The sequence below is a fragment of the Lysinibacillus sp. NPDC048646 genome (genome assembly GCF_050272295.1).
Classification (GTDB): domain Bacteria; phylum Bacillota; class Bacilli; order Bacillales_A; family Planococcaceae; genus Lysinibacillus.
In genome coordinates this window covers 17,379-42,516 of the sequence record NZ_JBNNLZ010000004.1, presented here as the reverse complement: position 1 = coordinate 42,516, position 25,138 = coordinate 17,379, and the positions used below count along the sequence as shown (strand labels likewise).

The 25,138-nt window shown below is 37.8% G+C and carries 21 protein-coding genes and 1 riboswitch; of the genes, 9 read left to right on the top strand and 12 right to left on the bottom strand.

Annotation, left to right across the window (positions count from 1 at the left end; genetic code table 11):
- Window positions 1-40 precede the first annotated feature (40 nt).
- Window positions 41-1,342, bottom strand: coding sequence for an O-acetylhomoserine aminocarboxypropyltransferase/cysteine synthase family protein (locus tag ACQKII_RS06745; RefSeq protein WP_427457557.1), 1,302 nt, complete (start codon window positions 1,340-1,342; stop codon window positions 41-43).
- 118 nt (window positions 1,343-1,460) lie between these two features.
- Window positions 1,461-1,574: riboswitch (SAM riboswitch) on the bottom strand.
- A gap of 157 nt (window positions 1,575-1,731) precedes the next feature.
- Here ACQKII_RS06745 and ACQKII_RS06740 point away from each other — a divergent pair.
- Both ACQKII_RS06740 and ACQKII_RS06735 read left to right on the top strand, forming a co-directional pair.
- Window positions 1,732-2,364, top strand: coding sequence for a glycerol-3-phosphate acyltransferase (locus ACQKII_RS06740; protein ID WP_427457555.1), 633 nt, complete (start codon window positions 1,732-1,734; stop codon window positions 2,362-2,364).
- 198 nt (window positions 2,365-2,562) lie between these two features.
- On the top strand, window positions 2,563-4,044 hold the full coding sequence (locus tag ACQKII_RS06735; RefSeq protein WP_427457553.1) for a DASS family sodium-coupled anion symporter: 1,482 nt from the start codon (window positions 2,563-2,565) through the stop codon (window positions 4,042-4,044).
- 58 nt (window positions 4,045-4,102) lie between these two features.
- On the opposite strand, the gene ACQKII_RS06730 is transcribed toward ACQKII_RS06735, so the two are convergent.
- Entirely contained in the window at window positions 4,103-5,623 is a 1,521-nt protein-coding gene (locus ACQKII_RS06730) for a succinate CoA transferase (protein ID WP_427457551.1), read from the bottom strand.
- Window positions 5,624-5,936: 313 nt separating this feature from the next.
- Between ACQKII_RS06730 and chrR the strand changes: the two genes are divergently transcribed.
- Together chrR and ACQKII_RS06720 are read left to right on the top strand one after the other, a co-directional pair.
- On the top strand, window positions 5,937-6,668 hold the full coding sequence (gene chrR, locus ACQKII_RS06725) for a class II chromate reductase ChrR (protein ID WP_427457549.1): 732 nt from the start codon (window positions 5,937-5,939) through the stop codon (window positions 6,666-6,668).
- Window positions 6,669-6,870: 202 nt separating this feature from the next.
- The gene (locus tag ACQKII_RS06720; RefSeq protein WP_427457548.1) at window positions 6,871-7,296 is read left to right on the top strand and encodes a hypothetical protein; all 426 of its coding nucleotides are present in this window, start codon (window positions 6,871-6,873) and stop codon (window positions 7,294-7,296) included.
- 48 nt (window positions 7,297-7,344) lie between these two features.
- Here ACQKII_RS06720 and ACQKII_RS06715 read toward each other — a convergent pair whose 3' ends face one another.
- Complete coding sequence (locus ACQKII_RS06715) at window positions 7,345-9,024, bottom strand: hypothetical protein (protein ID WP_427457546.1); 1,680 nt, start codon at window positions 9,022-9,024, stop codon at window positions 7,345-7,347.
- 136 nt (window positions 9,025-9,160) lie between these two features.
- Between ACQKII_RS06715 and ACQKII_RS06710 the strand changes: the two genes are divergently transcribed.
- The 3 genes from ACQKII_RS06710 to ACQKII_RS06700 all read left to right on the top strand — a co-directional run bounded on the left by ACQKII_RS06710 (window position 9,161) and on the right by ACQKII_RS06700 (window position 12,206).
- Window positions 9,161-9,811: a lysoplasmalogenase gene (locus ACQKII_RS06710; protein ID WP_427457544.1), complete on the top strand. Its 651-nt coding sequence runs from the start codon at window positions 9,161-9,163 to the stop codon at window positions 9,809-9,811.
- Window positions 9,812-9,890: 79 nt separating this feature from the next.
- On the top strand, window positions 9,891-11,120 hold the full coding sequence (pepT, locus tag ACQKII_RS06705) for a peptidase T (protein WP_427457542.1): 1,230 nt from the start codon (window positions 9,891-9,893) through the stop codon (window positions 11,118-11,120).
- Between the two features lie 123 nt (window positions 11,121-11,243).
- Window positions 11,244-12,206 (top strand): DMT family transporter, encoded by a 963-nt coding sequence (locus ACQKII_RS06700; protein WP_427457540.1) that lies wholly within the window; start codon window positions 11,244-11,246, stop codon window positions 12,204-12,206.
- A gap of 122 nt (window positions 12,207-12,328) precedes the next feature.
- Here the strand turns inward: ACQKII_RS06700 and ACQKII_RS06695 are convergent, their stop codons facing one another.
- Window positions 12,329-13,654 carry a hypothetical protein gene (locus ACQKII_RS06695; protein WP_427457538.1) on the bottom strand — a complete coding sequence of 442 codons (1,326 nt, stop codon included), beginning with the start codon at window positions 13,652-13,654 and terminating at the stop codon, window positions 12,329-12,331.
- Between the two features lie 657 nt (window positions 13,655-14,311).
- Window positions 14,312-14,743: a DUF4395 domain-containing protein gene (locus ACQKII_RS06690; RefSeq protein ID WP_427457536.1), complete on the bottom strand. Its 432-nt coding sequence runs from the start codon at window positions 14,741-14,743 to the stop codon at window positions 14,312-14,314.
- Between the two features lie 227 nt (window positions 14,744-14,970).
- Between ACQKII_RS06690 and ACQKII_RS06685 the strand changes: the two genes are divergently transcribed.
- Complete coding sequence (locus ACQKII_RS06685; protein WP_427457535.1) at window positions 14,971-15,681, top strand: Fe-S oxidoreductase; 711 nt, start codon at window positions 14,971-14,973, stop codon at window positions 15,679-15,681.
- A gap of 103 nt (window positions 15,682-15,784) precedes the next feature.
- On the opposite strand, the gene ACQKII_RS06680 is transcribed toward ACQKII_RS06685, so the two are convergent.
- Together ACQKII_RS06680 and ACQKII_RS06675 are read right to left on the bottom strand one after the other, a co-directional pair.
- Window positions 15,785-16,465, bottom strand: a complete 681-nt coding sequence (locus tag ACQKII_RS06680) for a GNAT family N-acetyltransferase (protein WP_427457533.1) — start codon at window positions 16,463-16,465, stop codon at window positions 15,785-15,787.
- 12 nt (window positions 16,466-16,477) lie between these two features.
- Window positions 16,478-17,590 carry a mandelate racemase/muconate lactonizing enzyme family protein gene (locus tag ACQKII_RS06675; protein ID WP_427457531.1) on the bottom strand — a complete coding sequence of 371 codons (1,113 nt, stop codon included), beginning with the start codon at window positions 17,588-17,590 and terminating at the stop codon, window positions 16,478-16,480.
- 84 nt (window positions 17,591-17,674) lie between these two features.
- Between ACQKII_RS06675 and ACQKII_RS06670 the strand changes: the two genes are divergently transcribed.
- Window positions 17,675-18,916 (top strand): hypothetical protein, encoded by a 1,242-nt coding sequence (locus tag ACQKII_RS06670; RefSeq protein WP_427457529.1) that lies wholly within the window; start codon window positions 17,675-17,677, stop codon window positions 18,914-18,916.
- Between the two features lie 280 nt (window positions 18,917-19,196).
- Here the strand turns inward: ACQKII_RS06670 and nhaC are convergent, their stop codons facing one another.
- The 5 genes from nhaC to ACQKII_RS06645 all read right to left on the bottom strand — a co-directional run bounded on the left by nhaC (window position 19,197) and on the right by ACQKII_RS06645 (window position 25,123).
- A complete protein-coding gene (nhaC, locus tag ACQKII_RS06665) occupies window positions 19,197-20,645 on the bottom strand; it encodes a Na+/H+ antiporter NhaC (RefSeq protein WP_427457527.1) in 1,449 nt (482 codons plus the stop codon).
- A 267-nt stretch (window positions 20,646-20,912) separates the two neighbouring features.
- Complete coding sequence (locus ACQKII_RS06660; protein WP_427457525.1) at window positions 20,913-22,022, bottom strand: amidohydrolase; 1,110 nt, start codon at window positions 22,020-22,022, stop codon at window positions 20,913-20,915.
- 235 nt (window positions 22,023-22,257) lie between these two features.
- The gene (locus tag ACQKII_RS06655; protein WP_427457523.1) at window positions 22,258-22,401 is read right to left on the bottom strand and encodes a hypothetical protein; all 144 of its coding nucleotides are present in this window, start codon (window positions 22,399-22,401) and stop codon (window positions 22,258-22,260) included.
- Window positions 22,402-22,574: 173 nt separating this feature from the next.
- Window positions 22,575-24,611 (bottom strand): TRAP transporter permease, encoded by a 2,037-nt coding sequence (locus ACQKII_RS06650; protein WP_427457521.1) that lies wholly within the window; start codon window positions 24,609-24,611, stop codon window positions 22,575-22,577.
- A complete protein-coding gene (locus ACQKII_RS06645) occupies window positions 24,608-25,123 on the bottom strand; it encodes a DUF1850 domain-containing protein (RefSeq protein ID WP_427457519.1) in 516 nt (171 codons plus the stop codon). Before ACQKII_RS06645 ends, ACQKII_RS06650 begins: the two co-directional genes overlap by 4 nt.
- Between the last annotated feature and the right edge of the window lie 15 nt (window positions 25,124-25,138).

Genomic DNA, 25,138 nt, shown 5'->3' with positions numbered 1-25,138 from the left:
ACGCAAGCATCTTTATCTGAACGATTATTTTTACTAAGGATTACGCTTCTACTTCTTGTTGAGCTGCAGTTACTTGTGCAATCGCTTGTTCTAAATCGGTGATGATGTCTTCTACTGCTTCTAAGCCAATAGATAAGCGAACGAGCGACTCGGTTACTCCAGTCTGTATTAATTCTTCAGCAGATAACTGCTGGTGTGTAGTAGATGCTGGATGAATAATTAATGATTTAGCATCCCCTACGTTTGCTACGTGTGAGAATAATTTCACACTGTCAATTAGTTTACGACCTGCTTCACGTCCACCTTTAATGCCAAATGTAAGCACAGAACCAAAGCCATTTTTCAAGTATTTTTTGGCTAACTCATGGGTAGCGAAATCCTCTAAACCATTGTAATTTACATATTCCACAGATGGGTGGTTACGTAAATATTCAGCCACAGCTAATGCATTTTCGTTGTGTTTAGGGATACGCAAATGAAGCGTTTCTAAACCTTGTAATAAGTTAAATGCTGCATCAGCACTTAAAGTTGGTCCGAAATCCCGCAATAATTGCACACGCAGTTTTGTGGCAAACGCTGCTGCTGCTGTATCGATACCGTAACGTATACCGTGGTAGGAAGCATCCGGCTCTGTAAAGCCAGGGAATCTTCCTTGTGTCCAGTCAAATTTCCCTGCATCTACAACAACACCACCTAAAGTCGTTCCGTGACCGCCGATCCATTTTGTTGCTGAGTGAACGACAATATCTGCACCAAAATCAATTGGAGTAGAGCCATATGGAGAAGCAAATGTACTATCGATAATTAGTGGTAAGCCATTTTCATGTGCGATGTTAGCTACTGTTTCTACATCTAGTACTTTTAAACTTGGATTGCCGTAACCTTCAGCAAATATGGCTTTTGTTTTTTCGTTAATGGCTGAACGGAAATTCTCTGGGTTCGTCTCATCTACAAAAATAGTTTTAATACCGTAGTTTGGTAATGTATTTGCTAGTAAGTTATATGTGCCTCCGTATAAAGAACTTGCTGCTACGATTTCATCGCCTGCACCCGCAAGATTTAAAATTGAAAATGCGATAGCCGCTGCACCTGATGAAAGTGCTACTGCTGCTGTCCCACCTTCTAATAAAGCAACGCGTTTTTCAAAAACGTCTACAGTTGGGTTGGTAATACGTGTATAAATATTGCCCGCTTCTTCTAGAGCGAAAAGACGTTGCGCATGAGCAGTGTCTTTAAATACGAAAGCTGTTGAACGGTATACTGGCACTGTACGAGAGCCTGTGACTGGATCGGGCTCTTGGCCTCCGTGTAATAGTAATGTCTCTGGTCTAAAATTAGTCATTATTGTTCCTCCTAAAATGGTTATTTTTTTACGATGGTACCGGAGATGAGGAGGATTTTCTGTAGAAAACAAAAACCCTCTTCAGTTAAGAAGAGGGTTGCGGTTGCAAGTTTTCCTCCCCTTATCTGCCAGATCCAAGTAAGAATCTGTAGGAATTAGCACCTTAGCAAGTAAGTTACTTGCTGGTTGCCGGGCATCATAGGGCCTATCCCTCCGCCGCTCTTGATAAGAGTATGTGATTCAATTTCCATCGTTGTTACACAGTATAAACATAGACTTTTTTTCTGTCAACACTAAAATTTCATTTTTTCTGAAACTTCTGTCTGCTCCTTTACGTAATATGAACGCATACAATACTTTAAAATATATTTATTGAGAGGAGTATTTTTATGGTAAAAGCCTTGATAATTTGTCTTATCGTTGGCTATCTAATTGGCTGTTTTCACGGCTCAAAAGTAGCGCAATTTTTATCGGGGGTAGATTTAAAAAAGGCTGGGCATGGCAATCCAGGTGCCTCAAATGCAACTCTTTCGCTCGGTTGGAAATACGGTATATTAGTGGCACTAATTGATATTGGTAAAGGCGTTGCCGCCATTATTGGTGTACATCTATATTTAGCTAATACTTCGCATTTAACGGACGTACAAATTTGGCTCTTAACGTATACAATTGCTGCTGGTGTAATTTTAGGGCATAATTTCCCCTTTCATATGGGCTTCAATGGAGGTAAAGGAACCGCTTCGATTATAGGAATTTTGCTTGCTGTCGATTGGAAAATCGGACTAGTTGCACTCATATTATTTGTCATTTTATCATTTGCCACTAACTATTTAATCGTCGGTGTCCTTGAATTTTATGTAGTATTTTGTACAGCTACTTACTTATGGATTCCAGGAATAGGTCCAACAATAATTGCACTTCTACTTTTTGGCATAGCACTTGTCTTACATATTGAAAATATTAAACGATTACTCCAAGGTACCGAACCTAAAGTAACTTCTGCTTTTAAGAAAAAGAAATAATATGATTTTGGATATTATTGTATTTTTTGTGACCATCCATTCTCTCGTTATAACTTAATATTGCTGTAAACAGAGATTTTTTTACATTCTTTTACTTTTTACAATAAATAGACAAAATTACTTTCTTAAAAAAACATTTTACTTACCGATGTTATAGGAAACTATCGTCATATTTATCGTTAGAAAGGATGAATTAATATGTCTTCTCTCGAGAAAACAGCACCTAAACGCAATTTAAAACCATTATGGATTGGCCTAGCTTTCGCGGCACTAATTATTATTACATTTTTACCAAGTAGTGGAGACCTACCTGTAGCTGGCCAACGCGCTCTAGCGATTTTAGCTTTTGCTGTCATCCTTTGGGTAACCGAGGCCGTATCGTATCCTGTCAGTTCTGCCATGATTATCGCACTTGTGACAGTTATGCTAGGTCTGGCCCCCTCAATGGAGGATCCCACAACAGATTTAGGTACATCAGGCGCGCTAAAAATGGCATTAAGTGGATTTAGTAACTCTGCGGTTGCACTAGTAGCCGCAGCACTTTTCTTAGCAGCAGCCATGCAAATCACAAATTTACATAAACGGCTTGCTTTATGGATTTTATCGCTAGTTGGCACAAAAACGAAAGCGATTGTCTTCGGTGCTATTTTAGTATCCATAGTACTAGCTTTCTTCGTACCCTCTGCTACAGCACGTGCTGGTGCAGTTGTACCAATTCTACTTGGCATGGTTGCCGCATTTGGCTTACCACGTGATAGTCGTCTAGCTGCTTTACTCGTTATCACATCTGTCCAAGCAGTTTCGATTTGGAATATCGGTATTAAAACAGCAGCTGCACAAAATATGGTTGCTTTAAACTTTATCAAAGAACAGTTTGGTGTAGATATTTCTTGGGGAGCTTGGTTACTATACGCCGCACCATTCTCAATCATCATGTCGGTGGCTCTATTCTTCATCATGATTACTTTAATTAAACCTGAGACAAGCAATATAGCGGGCGGTAAAGATGTAATTAAAAAGCAACTTGCAGATTTGGGTCCATTAAAAGCACCTGAAATTCGTTTAATCATAACATCGATAGTACTTTTATTTTTCTGGGCAACTGAGGACAAACTTCACCCATTCGATACGACAACTGTCACAATTGTTGCGATAGCGATTCTATTAATGCCAAAGATCGGTGTTTATACGTGGAAAGAAGTTGAGCCGCATATTCCTTGGGGGACAATTATCGTCTTTGCCGTTGGGATTATGTTGGGGACAGTACTACTAAATACAGAAGGTGCGACGTGGTTATCAGATACTGTCTTCGGATCACTAGGTCTTGATTCTATGCCAATTCTAGCAACAATCGCGATTGTTACCCTTTTCAATATCCTTATTCATCTGGGCTTTGCCAGTGCTACAAGCCTAGCTTCCGCACTGATTCCGGTGTTCATTGTATTAGCTTCAACATTAACAGTAAATGTTGATCAAGTCGGTTTCGTATTAGTCCAACAGTTTGTCATTAGCTTCGGATTCTTATTACCGATTAGCGCACCCCAAAACATGCTTGCCTATGGTACCGGAGCCTTTACAACTAAAGATTTCTTAAAATCGGGTATTCCCTTAACGATTATCGGGTACCTCCTAGTCCTTTTATTCACAGCAACATATTGGAAATGGATTGGATTGTTATAACAAAAAGAAAAGCCTTGAGAGACAATTTCGTCTTCCTCAAGGCTTTTTGCCTATATTTTTATTTAGCAAATGATGGATCTTTCATCGTGCCGTTCTTTGCCAAGTTCACGTGCCAAGATAATGCTTTTTCTAAATCATGTGGTGTATGGTGACTGCCTGTTGCTTCAATCGCTGCATTGAAGTACGCCCATAATTGTTCACGGTATTCAGGGTGAGCACAGTTATCAATAATGCGCCCAACGCGCTCTTTTGGTGCAAGACCACGTAAATCTGCTACACCTTGTTCTGTTACGATAACATCAACATCGTGCTCCGTATGGTCAACATGCGACACCATTGGCACGATACTTGAAATTTTACCGCCTTTAGCGTACGATTTCGTCACAAAAATACCCAAACGTGCATTACGTGCAAAATCACCTGAACCACCAATACCGTTCATCATTTTTGTACCGGATACATGTGTAGAGTTTACATTTCCATAAATATCTAATTCAAGTGCTGTATTAACAGATATTAACCCGAGTCGACGAATAATCTCAGGCTGATTTGAAATTTCCTGCGGACGTAATACTAATTTGTCTGCATATTTTTCAAAATTATCATATACACGGTTTCCTACTTCTGCGGATAGGGTAATAGAAGTAGCAGATGCAAAACTTATTTTACCTGCATCCATTAAGTCAAATACTGCATCCTGTAGTACTTCTGAATACACTTCTAAGTTTTCAAATTCTGAATCTTTGAATCCTAGTAATACAGCATTCGCTACTGAACCGACTCCAGATTGTAATGGGCGTAAACTCGTTGTTAAACGACCTACTTTAATTTCTTCGCGAAGGAAATTCAATAGATGATTTGCCATAGTATCTGTTTCCTCATCGGCCGGGACAATTGTCGATGGTGCATCTAAAATATCTGAAATAACAATACCTTTAACTTTATCTAAATCTAGTGGAATACCAATGGTACCAAGGCGATCCGATGCATTTTGCAAAGCAATCGGTGAACGTTTACCTTGTGGACCTGGTACGTAAATATCATGGATACCTTCTAATGCATCAAGCTGTGCTACGTTTAACTCAATGATTACTTGGTCAGCTTCTTGCACAAAAATTGGAGAGTTACCAACTGAAGTTGTTGGAATTAGTAAGCCGTCTTCTGTAATAGCAGCCGCTTCGATAATGGCAAAATCGATTGGACCAATGATGCCTTGGCGTACTAATTCAGCATTATGTGACAAATGTGCGTCGACATATGTGATGTCACCGCTGTTGATTTTATTACGAATACCAGAATCTGATTGGAAAGGACCACGCTTGCGAATAACCCCAGCTTCTGCTAAGTATTGGTCAACTTCTGGTCCAAGTGATGCACCTGTGTATACATCTACCTTGAAGCTCTCTGTTTTTGCTTTCTCTACTAGTGCAAGCGGTACCACTTTTACGTCACCAGCACGTGTAAATCCACTCATTCCAAGTACCATACCATCCTTAATCCAAGAGGCTGCTTCTTCTGCTGTTACAACTTTACTGCGCAACTGTTCATTACGAAGTTTTTTCGCTAACTTTTCTTCCATTTTCTATTCCTCCATCCCACTCGTATTTACTTCAACTAGATTATTTGCCCCCAGTTTTTTTGGTACACCCCACCAATTTCTTCAGGCATAAATCGAATAATCTGTCGCATACATAATTTTACACTAAGCAGAATATTTAAGCTATATCTAACAAAATATTTTACTTTAAGAGATTTTTTAGTCAAAAAACAAATTATTTAAAGATAGTTTCTTATGCATTTTAAGTGATTGCCTATATGGAATTTATTCGATTTTACAAGAAAAGCGTGATATGCTTTTAGTATATACATAAAGGAAAAAAGGAGAAATTATGATGGTTAAACAATTATTACGTAATCATTCTTCAGTTCGCATTTACGATGGGAATCCTATATCAAAAGAAATTGTTGAAGATTTAATTGCTACAGCTCAAATGGCTGCAACATCACATTTTGTACAAGCATATAGTGTTATTTGGATAACAGATGAAGAGAAAAAGGGTAAATTAGGTTTACTGTCCGGTAATCCACGCCAATACGAAACATCCGGTGGTGCCTTTGTCTTTTGCGTAGATTTCAAACGTCTACAAACGGCGGGTAAATTAGAAGATGTTGAAATCGTCGCGGATTCAGCCGAAAACGTGCTTGTTGGCGTAGCAGATGTATCCTTATTCGCACAAAATTTCGTTATTGCAGCAGAATCTATGGGATATGGCATTTGCTATATTGGTGGGGTACGTAATAAGCCCGAGGAAATAAGCGAACTATTTAATCTGCCAGATTTCGTTTTCCCACTGTTTGGCTTAACGATTGGTGTTCCTGCTCGCCGCAATGAAGTAAAACCCCGTTTACCAGTGGCAGCAGTACTTCATGAAAATGAATATAATTCAGAAAAATATGCAGAACTTTTACCAGCTTATAACGAAACATTGGAAGCTTATTATAATAGTCGATCCTCAAATCGTAAAATTGATAATTGGACTAAGCAGATGGCTGACTTCTTAATTGAACAACGTCGCCCATTCATTAATGATTTCCTTGCAAAAAAAGGTTTTACTTGGAAATAACAATTCAACTAGGTAGGGTTACTATTGTATGATATTAACCTTACCTTTTTATATTATTAAAAAAGTCACTGTCGAAAATAGTACATTTATCTTGTTAGATTTGTTTAATGATGGTTCAGATTAAACAAAAAGACTCTTTTCTTTCCCAACAATTCCATTACTATTAATAGAAGGAGCTCTATATCGAAAGGAGTTTGTTCAAATGTCCTATGTCAATAAACACCTTGCTCGTACCTTAGAACAACAGCATAAGAGAAGTGTAAAAGGTTTATTTATAAAAATTCAAGACTTAAATAATGAATGTACGCTATTAAGAAAGCGACTTGAACCCCATATTGACATCTCTACTTATAATGATGCCGTTGCTTATGTCGATCAATTCGTGTCTCATACATCCATTGTCAATTTGAAATTCATCACGAATACACAAAATCTAGAGGTTGTTGTATTACATGCCCTCTTATTAGAACATATTTTACAAAACGAAACAGCTCATACTTTTGACTACGAAAAACAATTGCTTCAAGGCTGTATTCAAGAAATTTTAGCATTGAATGATCACGCCTCAACACTTTTTACCAACCACAATGAAAAGATGCTTCATTACATTCATTCTCAAACTGTATAAAAAAGACGATCATTGCAACTAACTTCATTGCGCTGATCGTCTTTTTAATTATTGAAGCCCCTTAATAATTAGTGTGCGAACTGGTAAGAATTGCTCGCCCGTATCTCCATATGTCAGAATTACTTCATCACCTGTTTGTAAATAAATCGCAAGAGGTTCTGTTTCTGCACTCACTAAATAGTTTTCCCCATTATCCAGTAAAAACGATACTAAAGTAAAGTCGCCTAAACGTTCTTTGTAAACGCGCAGCACTTTACCAATTGCATCTTTTTCTTCGGCATTTGAACTACCTTCGACAGTGCTACCGCCACGGCCTAGCGCCGTTTTATATAATTTCAACGCTTCTTTTGGCGTCGTTGCAAAGGCTGAAATTTCAGGATTTGCTGCCGATACGATGAAATAGTTTTGTAGGAACCCATTTGCATCAAGTACCGCTGTTAGCCAGCTTGCTTCACCGTAGAAGTTATACAATACTGGCATTTCACCTGTCCATTTCTTTTCTATAAATTTCTTTTCAATAATTTGCAATGCCCCTTGAGAATCCATATATGATGCATCTTGATTACCTGTGTAATAAGTAGCTTCACCCGTTCTCGCGTTCGTTAACGAGTAACCTAGCATCGAATCTACGCCCTCTTTTGGACTTGTAAAATCAGTGAAGTAATACATGTCTCCGGCTTCATCGAAAATTGGGCTGACATTCGACTCTGTCCCTTCATCTGAAGGTAGCTTTACATCTTTTTTCCCAAACATACTATTCCAATAACCATGTACATATTTCCCGAAATAACTATTTTGTAGACTTACTGTTTCAGGTGATACTGCCCCATCTATAAATTCTGGGATGTCTGCTAGCTTCACAATCTCAGATTTCCCTGATAATGCATCGACCAACACAATCCCTTGCACATCAAAACCATTACGCGCTGAAATGAATTCTCCATAAGAGCGAATATAGTACGGCTTACCATCATCATCAACCTCAAGCTGTACATCCCCATAAAAAATTAGGAATGGATGTTGTAAACGCATATGTCGCTCTAAATTAGCATTTAAATAAGCTGAAGGAATATATTTCATTTCCTGTGCAACAAATTTAGGATTATCTGCAGAATCAGTAGCACTCATTGTAAAGTAACCAGGCGTCGTATCGCCATTCATCCATTTAAAGAAACCAGAAAATTCAACTGGAGCGATATAAACATACTCACCGTTTACCTTTTGAATTTGTAAGCGCCCCAACTCATAATAACTTGTATTTGGCACTTGCCCAAATGCCTTTTTCATTTTATTACGGACAAACTTTGGTGGTACACTTGCTGGTGTTTGTGTTTCATCGAATGGTTTAATTTCAACTTCTTCCTTCATTTCTGCTGACTTAAACTTATCATTTGCATTCCATAAAGGAGCTGATAACACATATGCCGCAACAACTAGGCTTGCTAAAAATAGTAAGCCTTTAATTTTCCTTTCGATGCCACTCGCTAGGAGAGCACCACCTAATGTTAGTAAAATAATTGCTGGCCAAAAGACAAGCCAGTTTACATCAATTTTTGTTACATACAGCGTAATACCAGTCGCTAAAAACCCTAGAATAAAAGCGCCAATAAAAAAGTATCCTATAACCTTTTTCGACTGCCCATCTTCTCGCTTTTTTGTTATAAGCGGTGTTAGTAAAACACTCGCAATTAGTGCAATGACTGCTGAAGCTATTAAGAGCTTAGTCATTCCATTCACCCTCTCTTCACTTACTGTCTTACTTATTTACGATTACATAACGTAAAAGTTTCAATCATAAAAATATTATAGAAACAAAGGAATTTTACCACAAAAAGAGAATTTCAAGTAAAAGGAGGTGGAAAACATGGCTAAAAAGATATTAATTGCTTGTATTATTGCGCTTGGTCTTTATTATATTTTTTTCTTTTCCCATATTACAGAGAGTTTGAAACTCATATTTAAGGTCATCCCCATGATTTTAATTATTTTTTTGGCTGCTACGCAAAAAGTACCACACATTAAAAAATATCAAATGCTCGTTATAACTGGACTTATTTTTTGTATGATTGGTGACTATACACTACGGTGGTTTTTATTTGGTTTAACAAGTTTTTTAATTGGTCATATTTTTTATATTTTCGCGTTTGCAAGCACCAACGAACGAAAAGTGCCGATATGGGCTAGAACTTTGCTTCTTGTGTACGGCGTATGTATGGCAGTGTGGATTGCTGGTACAGTCTTTACATCAGGCGAAAAGGTACTTAGCATTGCTGTCCTCGCCTATATTTCTGTTATTTTAATGATGGGTTGGACAGCAATTCGCACTGGCTCAACTTTTGCAACGATCGGTGCCATGCTATTTATTGCGTCAGATTCTTATTTAGCTATAAATAAATTCGTAATGCCCTTACCATTTTCACACGAAATTATTATGCTGACATATTATAGTGCTCAATTACTAATTGCATTGAGTATCCTTCAATATTCCGAAATCCGAAGTAAAGTGATACAATAAGGTGCCTGGCACTCAAACAATTCTGAATTGTTTGAGTGCCAGGTACGACAAAAAAATCATACACCTGGAGGCCATATCAATGAAAGAACAAGTAATTGAACGTTTAATTCGCTACGCAAAAATCGATACACAATCAGACTTTACAAGTGAAACAACGCCTTCCACACAAAAGCAGTTTGACTTATTACATGTACTTAAAGATGAGCTTACTACAATCGGTTTAACGGATATTACACTAGACGATAACGGCTATTTATTTGCAACGTTGGAAGCCAATACGGATAAAGAAGTACCGACAATCGGCTTCTTAGCACACGTGGACACAGCAACTGATTTTACGGGTACAAATGTTAGTCCTCAGCGTATCGACAACTATGACGGTGGTGACATTCGTTTAAATGAAAATCTAGTCATGTCTCCCGAGGATTTCCCTGAACTAAAAAACTACGTTGGGCAAACACTAATCACAACAGATGGAACAACGCTGTTGGGCGCTGATGATAAGGCTGGCATCGCTGAAATTATGACCGCAATGGAGTACTTAGTAAATAACCCTACAATTAAACACGGAAAACTACGTGTAGCCTTCACTCCTGATGAGGAGATTGGTCGAGGACCACATAAATTTGATGTTGCCACTTTTGGTGCAGACTATGCTTATACAATGGATGGTGGACCACTTGGCGAGCTTCAATATGAAAGCTTTAATGCAGCAGGTGTAAAGGTTATTACAAAAGGCACAAGTGTACATCCAGGTTCAGCAAAAAATAAAATGGTTAATTCCATTACAATGGCAATCGCCTTCCAAAACGAAATGCCTAGTGATGCAGTACCTGAAAAAACAGAGGGTTACGAAGGCTTCATCCACTTAATGAACTTCAAAGGATCTATTGAACATACGGAGCTTTCATACATCGTACGTGATCATGACCGCCAAAAATTTGAAACGAAAAAACAATTAATGCTGGATGCGGCTACAAAAATTCAAGCGCAGTATGGTGAAGATGCGCTAAGTATAACTATTGAAGATCAATACTATAATATGGGTGAAAAAATTGAGCCTGTAAAAGAAATCGTTGACATCGCACGCACTGCGATGGAAAAATTAGATATTGAACCAAATACATTACCGATTCGTGGGGGTACTGATGGCTCACAACTATCTTATATGGGCTTACCTACGCCGAATATTTTTGCAGGTGGCGAAAATATGCACGGTAAGTTCGAATATGTATCTGGAGAAACGATGGAGAAAGCTACACAAGTGATTATTGAGATTGTTGAGCTATTTGAACAGCAAGGTAAGTAATTGGCAGAATTGCTACGGGGAAAAGGTCACTTTTCTTTGTAGCTTTCCCTCTTTCGATAACTGAATTTTCAAATTACATAAAGAGATTTTTGGGTGTCTTAATCAAAAAGAGGTGAAATTGTTATGAAGGAAATTGCATTAGGTATTTTAGCTTCTTTATTTTTTGCCGTGACATTTATTTTAAATCACGCGATGGAAATGCAAGGTGGTAGCTGGTTATGGAGTGCTTCATTACGCTATTTTTTCATGTTGCCATTTCTACTTGTTATAGTCTTTTATCGTAAAGGATTTACACAGCTTTCAGGAGAGATGAAGGCTCAGCCTATTTCTTGGCTATTGTGGAGCTTTGTAGGCTTCGTCTTCTTCTATGCACCATTAACATTTGCTGCGGCATTTGGACCAGGCTGGCTCGTTTCGGGTACATGGCAGTTTACGATTGTTGCAGGCGTATTGCTCGCTCCCCTTTTTGTTTCTGTTATCGCAGACAAAACCGTACGCCAAAAAATACCACTCGTCTCATTACTTATTTCATGTGTTATTCTAGTTGGCATTTTATTGATTCAAGTGCCACAAGCACAGTCGGTTCCTCTAAAAAGCCTGCTGCTCGGCATTTTGCCAGTCGCTGTAGCAGCATTCGCTTATCCACTAGGCAATCGTAAAATGATGGACGTTTGTGGTGGTCGCATTGATACGTTTCAACGCGTGCTTGGCATGACGATTGCATCGATGCCTGCATGGATTGTGATGGCTATTTATGCAATGGCGACAGTCGGACTCCCTTCTATGAATCAAGTTCTCCAATGCTTATTAGTGGGTATTAGCTCAGGTGTTATCGCTACCATTCTATTTTTCATTGCAACTGATCGTGTACGCGAACATCAAGGCAAACTGGCCGCCGTTGAAGCGACACAGTCTACAGAGATTATTTTTGTGATTATCGGTGAAGTACTATTGTTAGGTATTACCTTCCCAGACCCTATTGCACTTGCTGGACTCGGCGTCATCATTGTCGGTATGCTATTGCATAGCTACTATACGATGCTGCTCGGTAAAAGAAATACCACCGAGCAATCGTTATCTTCATAGATTAAAAGAACTGTCTAATAAATCCCTAAAATTAAACAGGTGATGAAAAACAATTCGTTTTTCATCACCTGTTTTTCTATTATTAAGATTTTCACCCTTCAATCAAAAAAGTAAAGGATTTGTTATTCATAAGACCTTAGTTCGCTGCTATTTCCACTGATATAACCATAGCCTGGTGCAAAAAATTCATTAAGGGACGTTTCCACAACATTGTTAAACGTGCCTGCTCCACCTGCTCCTGTTGTGAATGTGTAATGAATGGCACGAACAAACCCTTCATCTTTCACTCCGCTCCATATTCTAATCACTTTTGAGCCTTCTGTAATTGGCTTTTCAAATATATATTTGATACCATCCTTTTCATAATTAAAGGTTTGCTCTGTTTCATGATAGTCAATGAATCGATTGTCGTTCTGCGCTTCAAAACGATTATTAACCGTTTTCTTATATACACCATTCGTATACACTAACTGCTGAAGCGTATCGTTCGGCAAGAAAGACGTTGTAATAATCGGTGATTCGTTCGGTCTTATAGTAGCAAGAGCTTTTTTCGGTACGTGATACGTTTCCCCCTCTATCTCAATCCAAGCTGTCGCATTTTTTTCTGTCAATAACGACACTTCATCAAAACGCTTTAGTTCTTTTTGCTTTCTGTTACCTTCACCAATAACCCCATATCGAATATAGCGTTTCCCTTGAGTTTGCACAGGTTGGAGTAATGTTACAGGAATATATCTAAAAGTAAAGTCTTCTCCCCACGTTCCCAACACTTGCACTCTAATATATCCATTTATTTCAAGTCCTAACGATTGGAAAACAGTTCCTTTTAAATACTTTGTCCCCGCGCTTCCTCCATCCATTGGACCACCTAACCCCTGTGCATCAGCTGTTAGCTTATAGAGTCCTTCATCTCTTTTTGTTGTTTCGACAATGCGAAGATCTGTAGCATCAATATAGCCCTCTTCAGTAAGTCCATCAGTTCGCATATAAACGTAGTGTAGATTTTCATCAATAGAAACATGATAACCAGGGCCTATATATTCAGATCCATCGAAGTAATGTTTTCCATAGATATGGTCATAACCTTGACGACTGATGTTGATATAGCCGGGATTATCATAAAAAGAAGCGCGGATATTCAAAGGTACTTTCTTAAAAACAACTAAATCCGTTGCTTGTACACGATAACCCGAGCTCATCCAATAGAATGTTTTATTGTCATACTTTTCAATATTATAAACTCGGAAATAGTTGTTGTGCTTAACTGTCATCGAACTATACGTACCGTTTGCATTCTTCTTATATACTTTTACATCTTTTGTAAAGGTCATTTTTCCCGTTTGCCCCTTGACAACTTGTGCCCCGTCCCACTGTACTTCCGCTTTAGATGATGATGGGTTTGCTAAAAAGGCGACCACGACGAGGAATGTGAGAAAATATTTCTTCATTTTTTTCCCTCCACTTATTTCTAATTAAATTCCCATTTTTTTATTATACTATACCAAGCCTGTTACTGATTAGGTTCATCACCACAAGTTAGGGATGACATTTGATTACAGAGCGTATTGATTTTGGAATGCTGTTGATTGTAGTGGAGGCCAGGCGACTCCTAGGGGGTTAGCGTCACAGATAAGACCCTGGAGTGAGGCTTGCCGGGGAACAAAGGCTAAAGGCGTCACATCCTGTGACAATTTATCTGCGCGAAAGCGAAGCGACAGCAGCACACGCCTTTGTGACCAACATCGTGTTGACCCGAAGCGGCTCATCGGACGCCCCCTGGAAAGCGCCCAGCCGGAACGGAAATCAACCCCACGTTATAGTGATGAGCCACTGATTAACTAATTCCCCCATCTAAAGGCAATCAAAAAAAGAGCGACTTATCCATATAGGCATAAGTCGCTGTGAGATTTTCACGTTCCCAAAAAATGAGGGGGGTTTTAGGAGCGTTTTCATGAACTAGCAAACTTCTGGAGAAAAGTAGCTAAAGTTCATCCTCTCTACACTCGTTTTGTAGAAGAGGAATAATCTTTATACGATAATGATAATCATTATCAATTAAAAAGTCAACAACTATCTTAAAATTTTTTGAGTATTTTCTCAAATGATTACAATACCCTTTTAAGTGAGCGTCGATACTTCCATTGCTTTAGTTGGAAATGTAAAAAACAACCGATACAAAAGCCTGCAATTGCCACTGATGAAGCAATCGCGACCATTGCTGTAAAAGTATAGCCTACGATCTGCCAATGAAAAAAGAAGCCTAGAAATCCACCTGCTAAACAAAGGCTAGCAATACTAGAATTGAATTTTTGTTGCTGTGCATCCTCAGGTATATATACGGATGGAGTCTTTTTCAAAAATTGCTTCCCAAATCGAATAATTGGATTAAAATTGCATAAAACACCAAGTGAATTTGCTACTAAAGGAATCGCTAAAATCCAAGCAACTCCTGTTATCCAAGTCAGGATGACACTTAAAAGAATCGTCCACTGATTAAGTCGAACAAGTGGTCTTGGAATAGCGTGTGGCTGTATCATTCTAAAACCCACCTTCCAGATATGTTTAATGTATTTTACTATACTTCATACTATTTGTGAAGCAAAATTGAATAATTTATAATAAGAATAATGAGTATCAATTACGTATCATCATGATTGCGATCAGAGGCTTTAAATTTATTCACCAAGCCACTGATTGCCACTATAAAAAACCTCATAGCGAAGACGACTTTTAGAGAATAAAGTAAAAAGAAAAGGTGATGACAATGCCAGCTTTAACGATGGATCAAGTAAGACAACTGAATTCCTACAGTATTTATACAACTGAACCAAAACGAGCATTATTTACATTGGCTGATATACATAAAGACTTTTACCACCCTGATTTTTTAAATCTAATGATGGGTATTACGGATGCTGCGACTGAAACAGCTGCCATTTCCCACTTCTCTCGGCGTTACGGTATGTTTTTCGCCATGCAGCTTTACATGCTTGCAGCCTACGATGAGGTTTGGGATGGTAAGCCAATCGAAATTCGTTTTGATGCAACAAAAGAATTCAATAGTTTCACTGTCGCAATGTTCGTCAATTCAAATGATTGGCGTTATGTAGATGAAGATGAACGTCAGTCGGTCATTGAGAAGATTCTGTATGATGGGCATGTCATTGTTCAACAGCTACGTAAAGTAACATCCATTTCTCCGCTTACAATTTGGGAGAATTTCTTTGGCTATCTACTGTGGCATTATCATATATTATTATCTAATCCTGGTCTCGCCGATCAAGCAATGGAGGATATTGAAATATTAGAGAATCCTAAAACATGGGCTCGCTTTTCACAAAAATCATGGTGGGCCGAGTATACCGGTGGCCAAAGTCCGACAAATTTAGTAAATATACCTGTACGTAAGTCTTGTTGCTTTTCAAAGGACGTTCCTGGCTTAATGGCTTGTGGTTTTTGCCCACTAAAGAAATAACAAAAAACCTTACCTCTCACTTTCGTGAAAGATAAGGTTTTTTTAGTTATCCTTAGCACTAACAACGTGAACGTGGCTCTTGTACTTTCGACGTTTAAAGAAGCTATTTTTCATATACAACGAACCAATCAGGGTGTTTTTCATACATGGATGTTCCTAGGAAGCCCTGCTTCAATAGAATTTGCTGACCCTCTGTATCTCCCATCGATACAGATTTTTTTTCTGTGAAAGCGGGCTGTTCATGTTGTAAATCTTTATAAAAGATATATCGTAATTTATCAACATACTTAATCTTTAATCCCTTTATTACTAGTCCTTGCGAAAATTTATCCTTTAAACTTGCTATATTATAAGGCTTAACTGTCGAACAAACATAGTCATAACTTGCTAAATCGATATGATTCATAACAACTTTTGCTAACGTTTTTTGTAAGCCAAAACCTTGATATTTCGGGGAAACATTCGATATTTCCTGATACAATACTCGATGAAAGTGAGCCTCAACAATGTCACAATCATAACCTAGATGCTCTTCATCAATAGGTGGATTTAATAACGCTCGAAAAGCAATTAATTCATCTTCCACGTAAGCGCCTATCATTAGGCCATGCCCGTTCAAAATATACTCGAATTCCTCAGTACTTAGTGGCTGCAATAAACTTCGATCGTGTAATGATTCATAAACCTCATGCTGTAATTGCTCTATAACTTGTAAATGCTGTATTTGTAATTGTGTCACGAAAAACGGCGTATCCCCGAGCATTCCTTCATAAATCTTGTCCATATCGCCGCCTCCTTAGGCCGTTACAATTGTTGAGAACTTACTTAATTCTTTAATAACCTCATCATCTACGTCTACACCTAACCCAGGTTTCTCTGTTAAACAGATGAATGGGACATCATAGTGTAAATTTCCGATGTCCTTAGAGAATTTTAGAGGACCCGTTAATTCAACACTTGTCATTATTTTTTTAGAAAATGCTACATGGAAACCTGCTGCCGAGCCGACAGATGACTCAACCATCGATCCTATTTGACATTCAATACCTGCCATTTCAGCCATTACTGCTAGCTTCATAGCTGGATAAATGCCTCCACACTTCATTAACTTGATATTCACTTTATCTGCCGCACGTTTTGCAATAATTTCACGCATCTCGCGTACGCCTCGAAGGCCTTCATCAATCATTAACGTAATAGCTGATTTTGACTTAATTTCTACCATTCCGTCAATATCTTCACTGTCCACGGGTTGCTCTAACCAATCTAGATTTAAATCCTTTAAAGCGTGTAAACCTTGAAGCGTTGTAGAAGCATTTCCCCATCCCTGGTTTACATCTACACGAATAGCAATGTCTTCACCCACACGTTCACGTACTGCTTTTATGCGAGCAACATCATGTTTTACCTCAGTACCCACTTTCATTTTAAAAGATTCATAGCCCATTTCAACACGTTTAGCTGCCTCATCAGCCATTTCCTCAGGTGTTCCAATGCTTAATACATGCGTAATTGGAAATTTTTCATGATAGCGGCCACCTAAAAGTTGATAAACCGGAACTTGTAATGTTTTACCAGCAATATCAAAGCAAGCAATGTCAATAGCCGCTTTTGCAGCTGGCACATCCTTAATAATGCGGTCCATTTTATGGTGAATTTTTTCGAATGCCATTGGATTTTCTCCGAGAATAGCAGGTACTAGTTGATGCTTTAATACAGCATAAGTACTTTCCCATGACTCACCCGTAACATGTTCATCAGGTACTGCTTCCCCATACCCTACAATGCCAGTATCAGTCGTCATTTTTAAAATAATTGAAGGCATTGTATCATATGTAGCATAACTAATGATGAATGGATCGATTAAAGGTAATTGAATTGCAAAAATTTCTACTTGTTGGATTTTCATTTTTATCAAACTCCTGTATAATTTATAGTTGTCGCTAATACGTCGTTAATTAATCAAAAAAATAATAGAAAAGGAATGATGCTTATGTCTACAAAAATAGCCGTACTATGCTCTAAAGCATTTAAAAAACGTATACTTAGTATCGCACAAAACATAGATGATATTCAATTAGAATTTTATCTATATAATCAACCTGCTGATGCGCCTTCTATGTTGAAACAAATTAAACCCTGTGATGCACTTTTATTAGGAGGAACGCTCCCCTATCTACATGCTCAATCATTACTTGAAACATTACCGATTCCTTGGAATTATATAAAGCAAGATGAGACTGCTATCTCCACAACATTATTATCACTGATAGCCAACCATGCAATTCCTTTAGAAAAAATTTCTATTGATGTTATGAATCCTGTATTTGTGGATAACGTTCTCGCTGATATTGAATATAGTGGGCCAAAACCATACGTCTACCCTATCTCCATTGTACAAGCACCCAATGATATTTTGCAAAAACATATAAAATTATGGCAAACAAAGAGCATAGATTTTGTTATAACAAGTATCCATACTGTGTTTGATGAATTACAAGTTTTGAATATACCAGCTATGCGTGTATTGGACGCTACAAGCTCGATTATACAATGCTTAGAAGAAACTAAATCACAATCCCTACTTACAAAATTTGAATCTGTCAAAGCAGCAGTCGGACTATTAGACATACCTGAAAATAATGATTTCAACTCTTTAATTTTACATCATATAACAACTGCGACCCATTCAACCTATAAGCAAATTACCCCTCATCATTTCGAACTTTATACGACTGCTGGTCATTTACAAAATGCGTTCGAAAAGGAAAATATGCAAAAGTTACTACAGCAAATAGAAAAACCATTTAAGCTCGCATTTGGTTATGGTCACTCGATTTTTGAAGCAGCTCAAAATGCAAAGTACGCATTAGAATTTGCCAAACCCTTTGAAGTCTATATACTAGATGAACATAAAAATCTATTAGGTCCATTTCCAAATTCTGAAGCTAAAATATCCTTAAAAACAAATGATCCTTACATTTTACAAATGGCAAAGCAAACAAATTTAAGTCCGGCAAATATTTCCAAAATGATAAACTTCAGCCGAGAAAGACAGTCTTCTCAATTTACATCCCATAATCTTTCTGAATATCTACAAGTTTCTCGCCGAACAACTGAACGCATTATAAAAAAATTGGTTGACCAAGGTTACGCCAAAGCCGTAGGGGAAGAAATGCCCCACCAACAAGGTCGCCCTCGTACAATCTATGAACTGAATTTCGCAACCTATTAAAGCTTGTAAATATAAGAAAGGCTGTCCAAAAAGGCGTGTGTTCATGTTGCTACGTTTCACTCACGCTTTGCATACTATTAAACTTTTTGGACAGCCCCATCTATTTTTTTACTAGATTAAGTACTAAGTTCTTATTTTTATAACTCCCTTATTGGGGTATTCGTAAACCTTGCAACTGCATAAATTTGTGCTACTTCTCTATCCCGCAAAGGTCAGACGGTTTTTTTTTGATCTGTAGCGATTATTTTAGAAATCTCTAATTTTCCAGAAAATTTTTTAATTATTCCACTACCACCATATTATTCATATCACTTTCTTGTGATTCTTTCTTGCGCTGCTTAGCCTCTTCTATTTCTTCTGGTGTCAGCTTAACAATTTTAAAACCGAGATAACCGTAAATAATTGAAATAATTGGAACAATAAAGTTTAGAATGGCATAAGGTGCGTATTCCATTGCGCCCACACCTAATGTTGCGAGAATAAATACTCCACATGTATTCCACGGGAAGAATACAGATGTCAGTGTTCCGCCGTCTTCTAAAGCACGAGATAAATTTTTCGAATGCAAACCACGCTTTTCATATACCTCAGCAAACATCCGTGATGGCACAACAATTGAAATATACTGCTCAGAGCATGTTGCATTCGTTGTGATACATGCAGCAATCGTTGAAGCAATAAGGCTGCCAGTAGATTTCGCAAATCTCACAACCACATCCATAAGCGCCTTTAACATGCCGGAATATTCTAACACCCCACCGAAAGTCATGGCAACAATTGTCATTGAAACCGTATACATCATAGAATCTAAACCGCCACGATTAAATAGCTCGTCCACCATTTCATTACCAGTAGATATTACAAATCCTTCTTGTAATGCATGAACAGCCATAGTCGGCGTTCCACCTTGTACGAAAATTTGTAGTAAGAAACCTGAGATTATTCCGATAACTAACGCTGGAATTGCAGGCACTTTTTTAGCCACCATTACAATAACGCCGATAGGAACTAGCAATAACCATGGTGAAATAACAAAACTTTTTTCCATCACGTCAAGTGTTGTCATTATTTTTTCGGAATTCATCGACACATCCGCAAAGCTTCTACCCATAAAGCCGAAAGCTATAAGTGTAATGATTAATGCTGGAATCGTCGTATAAAGCATGTGCTTAATATGATCAAATAAATCTGTATTTGTTAAACCTGCTGCTAAATTTGTAGTGTCAGATAATGGGGACATCTTATCACCAAAATATGATCCTGAAATAACTGCTCCTGCAATCATAGGAGCTGGAATTCCCATACTTAAGCCGATGCCCATACCGGCAACCCCAATAGTCGCCATTGTTGACCAAGAGCTACCAATCGCAAGGGAAACGATTGAACATAACAGCAGAATCGTTACTAAAAACCAAGCAGGGGAAATTAATTTTAAGCCATAAAAAATCATAGTGGCAACAACTCCACCGCCAATCCATGCGCCAATTGTCAAACCTACTAAAATAATGATGACAATCGCAGGCAAAGCTAAGCGAATTCCTTTATACATCATTTCCTCAATTTCAAGCCATTTGAATCCATGTTTCATAGCAACAATTGAAGCTGTAATTGTTCCTACAATCAGTGGCACATGTGGACTTTGCTCTAATACTACAACTGTAAGTATCATTGTAAAAATCATAACTGCAAAAGTCAAAAGGGCCCATCCTGCACTAATATCCTTTTTCATCATCCCATCCCCTTTTTTGCACCAATAATCATTTTGCAAATTTAAAGACGCAAATATTTTTTTACGATTTTTAGCATAATATTCAAAAAATATAAAGTCAACGCAAAAAATTTATGCTTCTCTAGCAATTATGACAATTAAAGCGAAAAAAAACGTTTTCAAATAGCTTTTGTAAACAATTCAAGTGTATGTATATTTATGCATTTTGTCATAAAAAAGCTGTATCAAAAGAAATTCTTTTGATACAGCTACTTTCTAACTACTTTTTTATTTAGGCTTTTTTTCTAACACACGAGCAAGCACTTTTGACGCATCCATTAATGCACTACGTTCAAAGGTCATTTTAGGATGATGTAATCCTGGACCCAAATTAGCACCTATACCAATCATTGTCGCTTTCAATTCAGGCTTTTTAACAGTATAGAAATGGAAATCATCACTACCAGGCGTTGTAATTTCTTCAGCTAGATGTTCTTCACCTAGTGTTTCAAGAATAGCATCTTTCGCCATTTGGGCAGCAATTGAAGAAACCTCTGCCCCCGGTGTAAAGTCGATCCACTTCCAATCCATATCGATTTCATATTGCTGTTTTATCGATTTCAGACCAAACTCAATACGATTCCGCAGTAACTCAAGTTGATGATTTCGTTGAGCGCGTATATCCATTGAAAAACTAGCAGTCCCAGGAATGATATTTGTACTACCACCATCCGCAATAATCTTTGTTAATTTTGCTGAGTGCGGTTCGAATGGTGATAAATGAATACTGTTTAACATTTGTTGGATAGCCATAATGACATCTATTGCATTTTTTCCTTGATGAGGTCGTGCACCGTGTGCATCAGTACCACGAATTGTTCCATCCAGGAAATAAGCTGCACCATGATGTATTGCAGGCGAAACTTTTCCTAACGGAAGCTCCTCTATAGGTCGTAAATGAACACCAAATAAATGCGACACCCCATCAACTGCTCCACGTTCAAACGCTGCGCAAGCACCATTTCCAACCTCTTCTGCTGGCTGGAAAATAAAGCGCACACGATGCTTCAACGGACGATCTTTCAGTAGTAACAAAGCCCCTAGTACCATCGTAATATTTGCATCATGACCACACGAATGATTGGCTTGCCATTTACCATCCACCTCTTGCCACAACGCATCAATATCTGCACGGACTGCGACAACCTCTTCTCCTGTACCAATTTCAGCAAGTAGTCCTGGCACATCACCTAATAAGCGATAAGTTACCTGTAATTCATCTAGTATAGACGCAATTTTTTTAGTTGTTTCAAACTCTTTCCAACTTACCTCTGGATTACTATGAAAATGTTCAAACCAGTGATACATTGTATCTTCTAGCGTTGCTGCACTTGTCATAACTACACCTCAAATAGCTTTTTTCTTCACCATTATACATGATAGCTTTTCAAAAAAGTAAATACGATATAAGTACTGTATAAATTCAAAAATATACCAGTAAGCTCCTTAAAAATTTTACTCATTGTATGCTATATAATATTTTATGTAGTAAAATTGGAAAACGTGACTTAATACAACATTAAGGGCTGTGATAAAAGTTTTTTCCACTTTTATCACAGCCCGAGAATGACGTTTATAAACTTGTAAAAAAACCTTCTGGATATTCTTCATGATGTACTAGTGTGATTTGCTCCTCATTTTTTTCGTCTTTTGTTTGAAATACAGGCTCCTGATCCATTAAGTACGTTTCAAATTTTGAGTTTAATAACTTTGTCATTTTTTCACCTCCGTTATTAACCGAATTTTCTGATAAAAGAATTATACAATAGTTTTACAGAGAAAATCAACAATTAATGCTTTATATGTATAAAAAATATAAATTCAATCTCATTTTAAGATGATAAATAAAAGCGTCTCAGATAATATCTCTGAGACGCCCTATTTTTCTTTTTATGCCGTTACACTCTCTGAAGCTTCTTCACCATTTCCTCCATATTTATGCTGTGTTAGATATTGGATAACAACCAGAACAATAAAGATTCCTAAACCGGTCCAATCAGAGAATTTCTCTGGATATATGAGCAATAAACCAGCAGCAATAGCAATAATACGTTCAATCCATAGCATTTTGCGATACCAGAAGCCTATTACCCCTGCACCGATAGACACCATGCCCGTTACGGCCGTGAATACTACCCATAAAATTTGCGGAATAGTAGTATCAATCATCAGTAATGCAGGTGAGAACACAATCATATAAGGAATGATAAAAGCTGCAATAGCAAGCTTTGCAGAGTTAACACCCGTTTTAATTGGATCTCCACCAGAAATACCAGATGCAGCAAAGGCCGCGAGTGCTACAGGAGGCGTTATATCTGCGATAATGCCAAAATAAAATACAAAAAAGTGTGCCGATAATAGGACAACAACTGGCACTAGTTCTTGTGGTGTATTCGGTGATAACAATGCCACAATTGCTGGAGCTGCTATTGTTGATGTAATAACATAGTTTGCCGTTGTCGGTGCACCCATTCCAAGAATAAGAGAAGCGATCATCACGAATACAAGTGTTAAAATAATACTACCGCCAGCTAAAGCTACTAAACTATTAGCTAAACTTAATCCTAAGCCTGTTTTGACAACTACCCCTACGATAATACCCGCACAGGCTGTAGCAGCTACTACGCCAAGTGCTGTACGCGCACCTTCTACTAATGCATCAATAATATCCTTAGGTTTTAAACGCGTATCTTTGTTAAACATCGCCACTCCAATTGAAATAATGATTCCGTATAGAGCCGCGTGCATGACAGGCGTACCCGTTAACATTAAAATGATAATAGCAATAATCGGTAATAATAAGTAAATTTTCTTAAACACTTCTTTACGGTCTGGCATTTGATCGTCACGTAAACCACGTAAGCCAACACGTTTTGCCTCAAAGTGTGTCATAATCCAAATTCCCGTAAAGTATAACAATGCAGGGATTGCTGCTGCTTTTGCAATATCCCAGTAAGTAATTCCACGACCAATGAATTCTACCATTAAGAACGCTGCAGCCCCCATAATAGGCGGCATTAACTGACCACCTGTAGAAGCCGCTGCCTCAACAGCACCTGCAAATTCTTTTCGATAACCAAGCTTTTTCATCATCGGTATTGTATACGAACCAGATGTAACAACATTTGCCACAGAGCTTCCTGAAATCATCCCCTGAAGGGCACTTGAGAATACAGCAACTTTCGCCGGACCACCAATCAGTTTCCCCGCAAATGCTACTGCTAAATCGTTGAAGTATTGCCCCACGCCGGTTTTTACAAGAAAAGCCCCAAATAATAGGAACACAAAGATGAATGTCGCTGACACACTAATTGGTGTACCTAAAATACCGTCTGTCGTAAAGTACATAAGATTGACAATACTTTCCATATCCTGTCCTCGATGCGCCATAAACGCTGGGAAGTATGGTCCAAAATAAGCATAAATTAGGAAACCTATCGCAATTATCGTAATTGGTAAACCTACTGCCCTTCGAGCCGCCTCAAGAACCAGTACCACAGCTATTAAGCCAACGAAAAAATCTAACTGTGTAATAGTACCATTACGATTGACAAGCTCTGCATAATTCAATGTCCAATAAGAGCCTACTACTACGGATAATAATGCTAAAATATAATCAAACCATGCAATATTATGCTTTGGAGCCTTTCTTCGAGCTGGGAATAACAAGAAAATCAGTGCTAATCCGAAACCTAAGTGAACAGTACGTTGAATTGGTGCTGTAAATTGTCCGAAGATCGCAGTGTACAATTGAAACAATGAAAATGCTAACAATCCAAAGAAAATTACATGCTTCATGATCCCAGTTATTGTACGTACATTCGATTCGATATCATATTTTTCAAGTATGGCTTGTTGCTCTTCAGCAGAAATTTGTTCAAATTCTTCTACTTTTACTTCTTTGTTGGATTCATGTTGTTTCGTCATTTCATTCTAACTCCTTTCCATTGGTCATAAAGTGATAGTTGTTTCACTTCAAATAAATAGGATTTTCCCCTTTGTAAATCTTTTTTTAAATCATATTCATAATCTTCGTAATCCAATACTAAATCTAAATCTAAATCACCAATGTAAATCGTGAAATTTTCTATTATTTCATTGTCAAATTGCAAATAATATTTGCCATCGCGTTGTGTTAATGTTTGATTTTTCTCTGCGTAGCCTGGCATACCAATCGCTAAATCCTCATATTCCATTCCAAGCATCTGTATACGATTTTTTCCGACGCATTTGTAATGTTCAAGCACGTCTGATTTATGAATTGAATGTGTATATCTAATACGAAATGTATCATCTTTAACAATTGGTATGTAAAACATCATTGGATGGTCTGTGCGTGTTTCAGTGAATGCGAATACCTTTTGAAGAGGAAGAAAAATCATTATGATAACGCCTACACATAATAGTACTGTAATTATTAGTATTTTCCTCTGTCGCATTACATCCATTCCCCC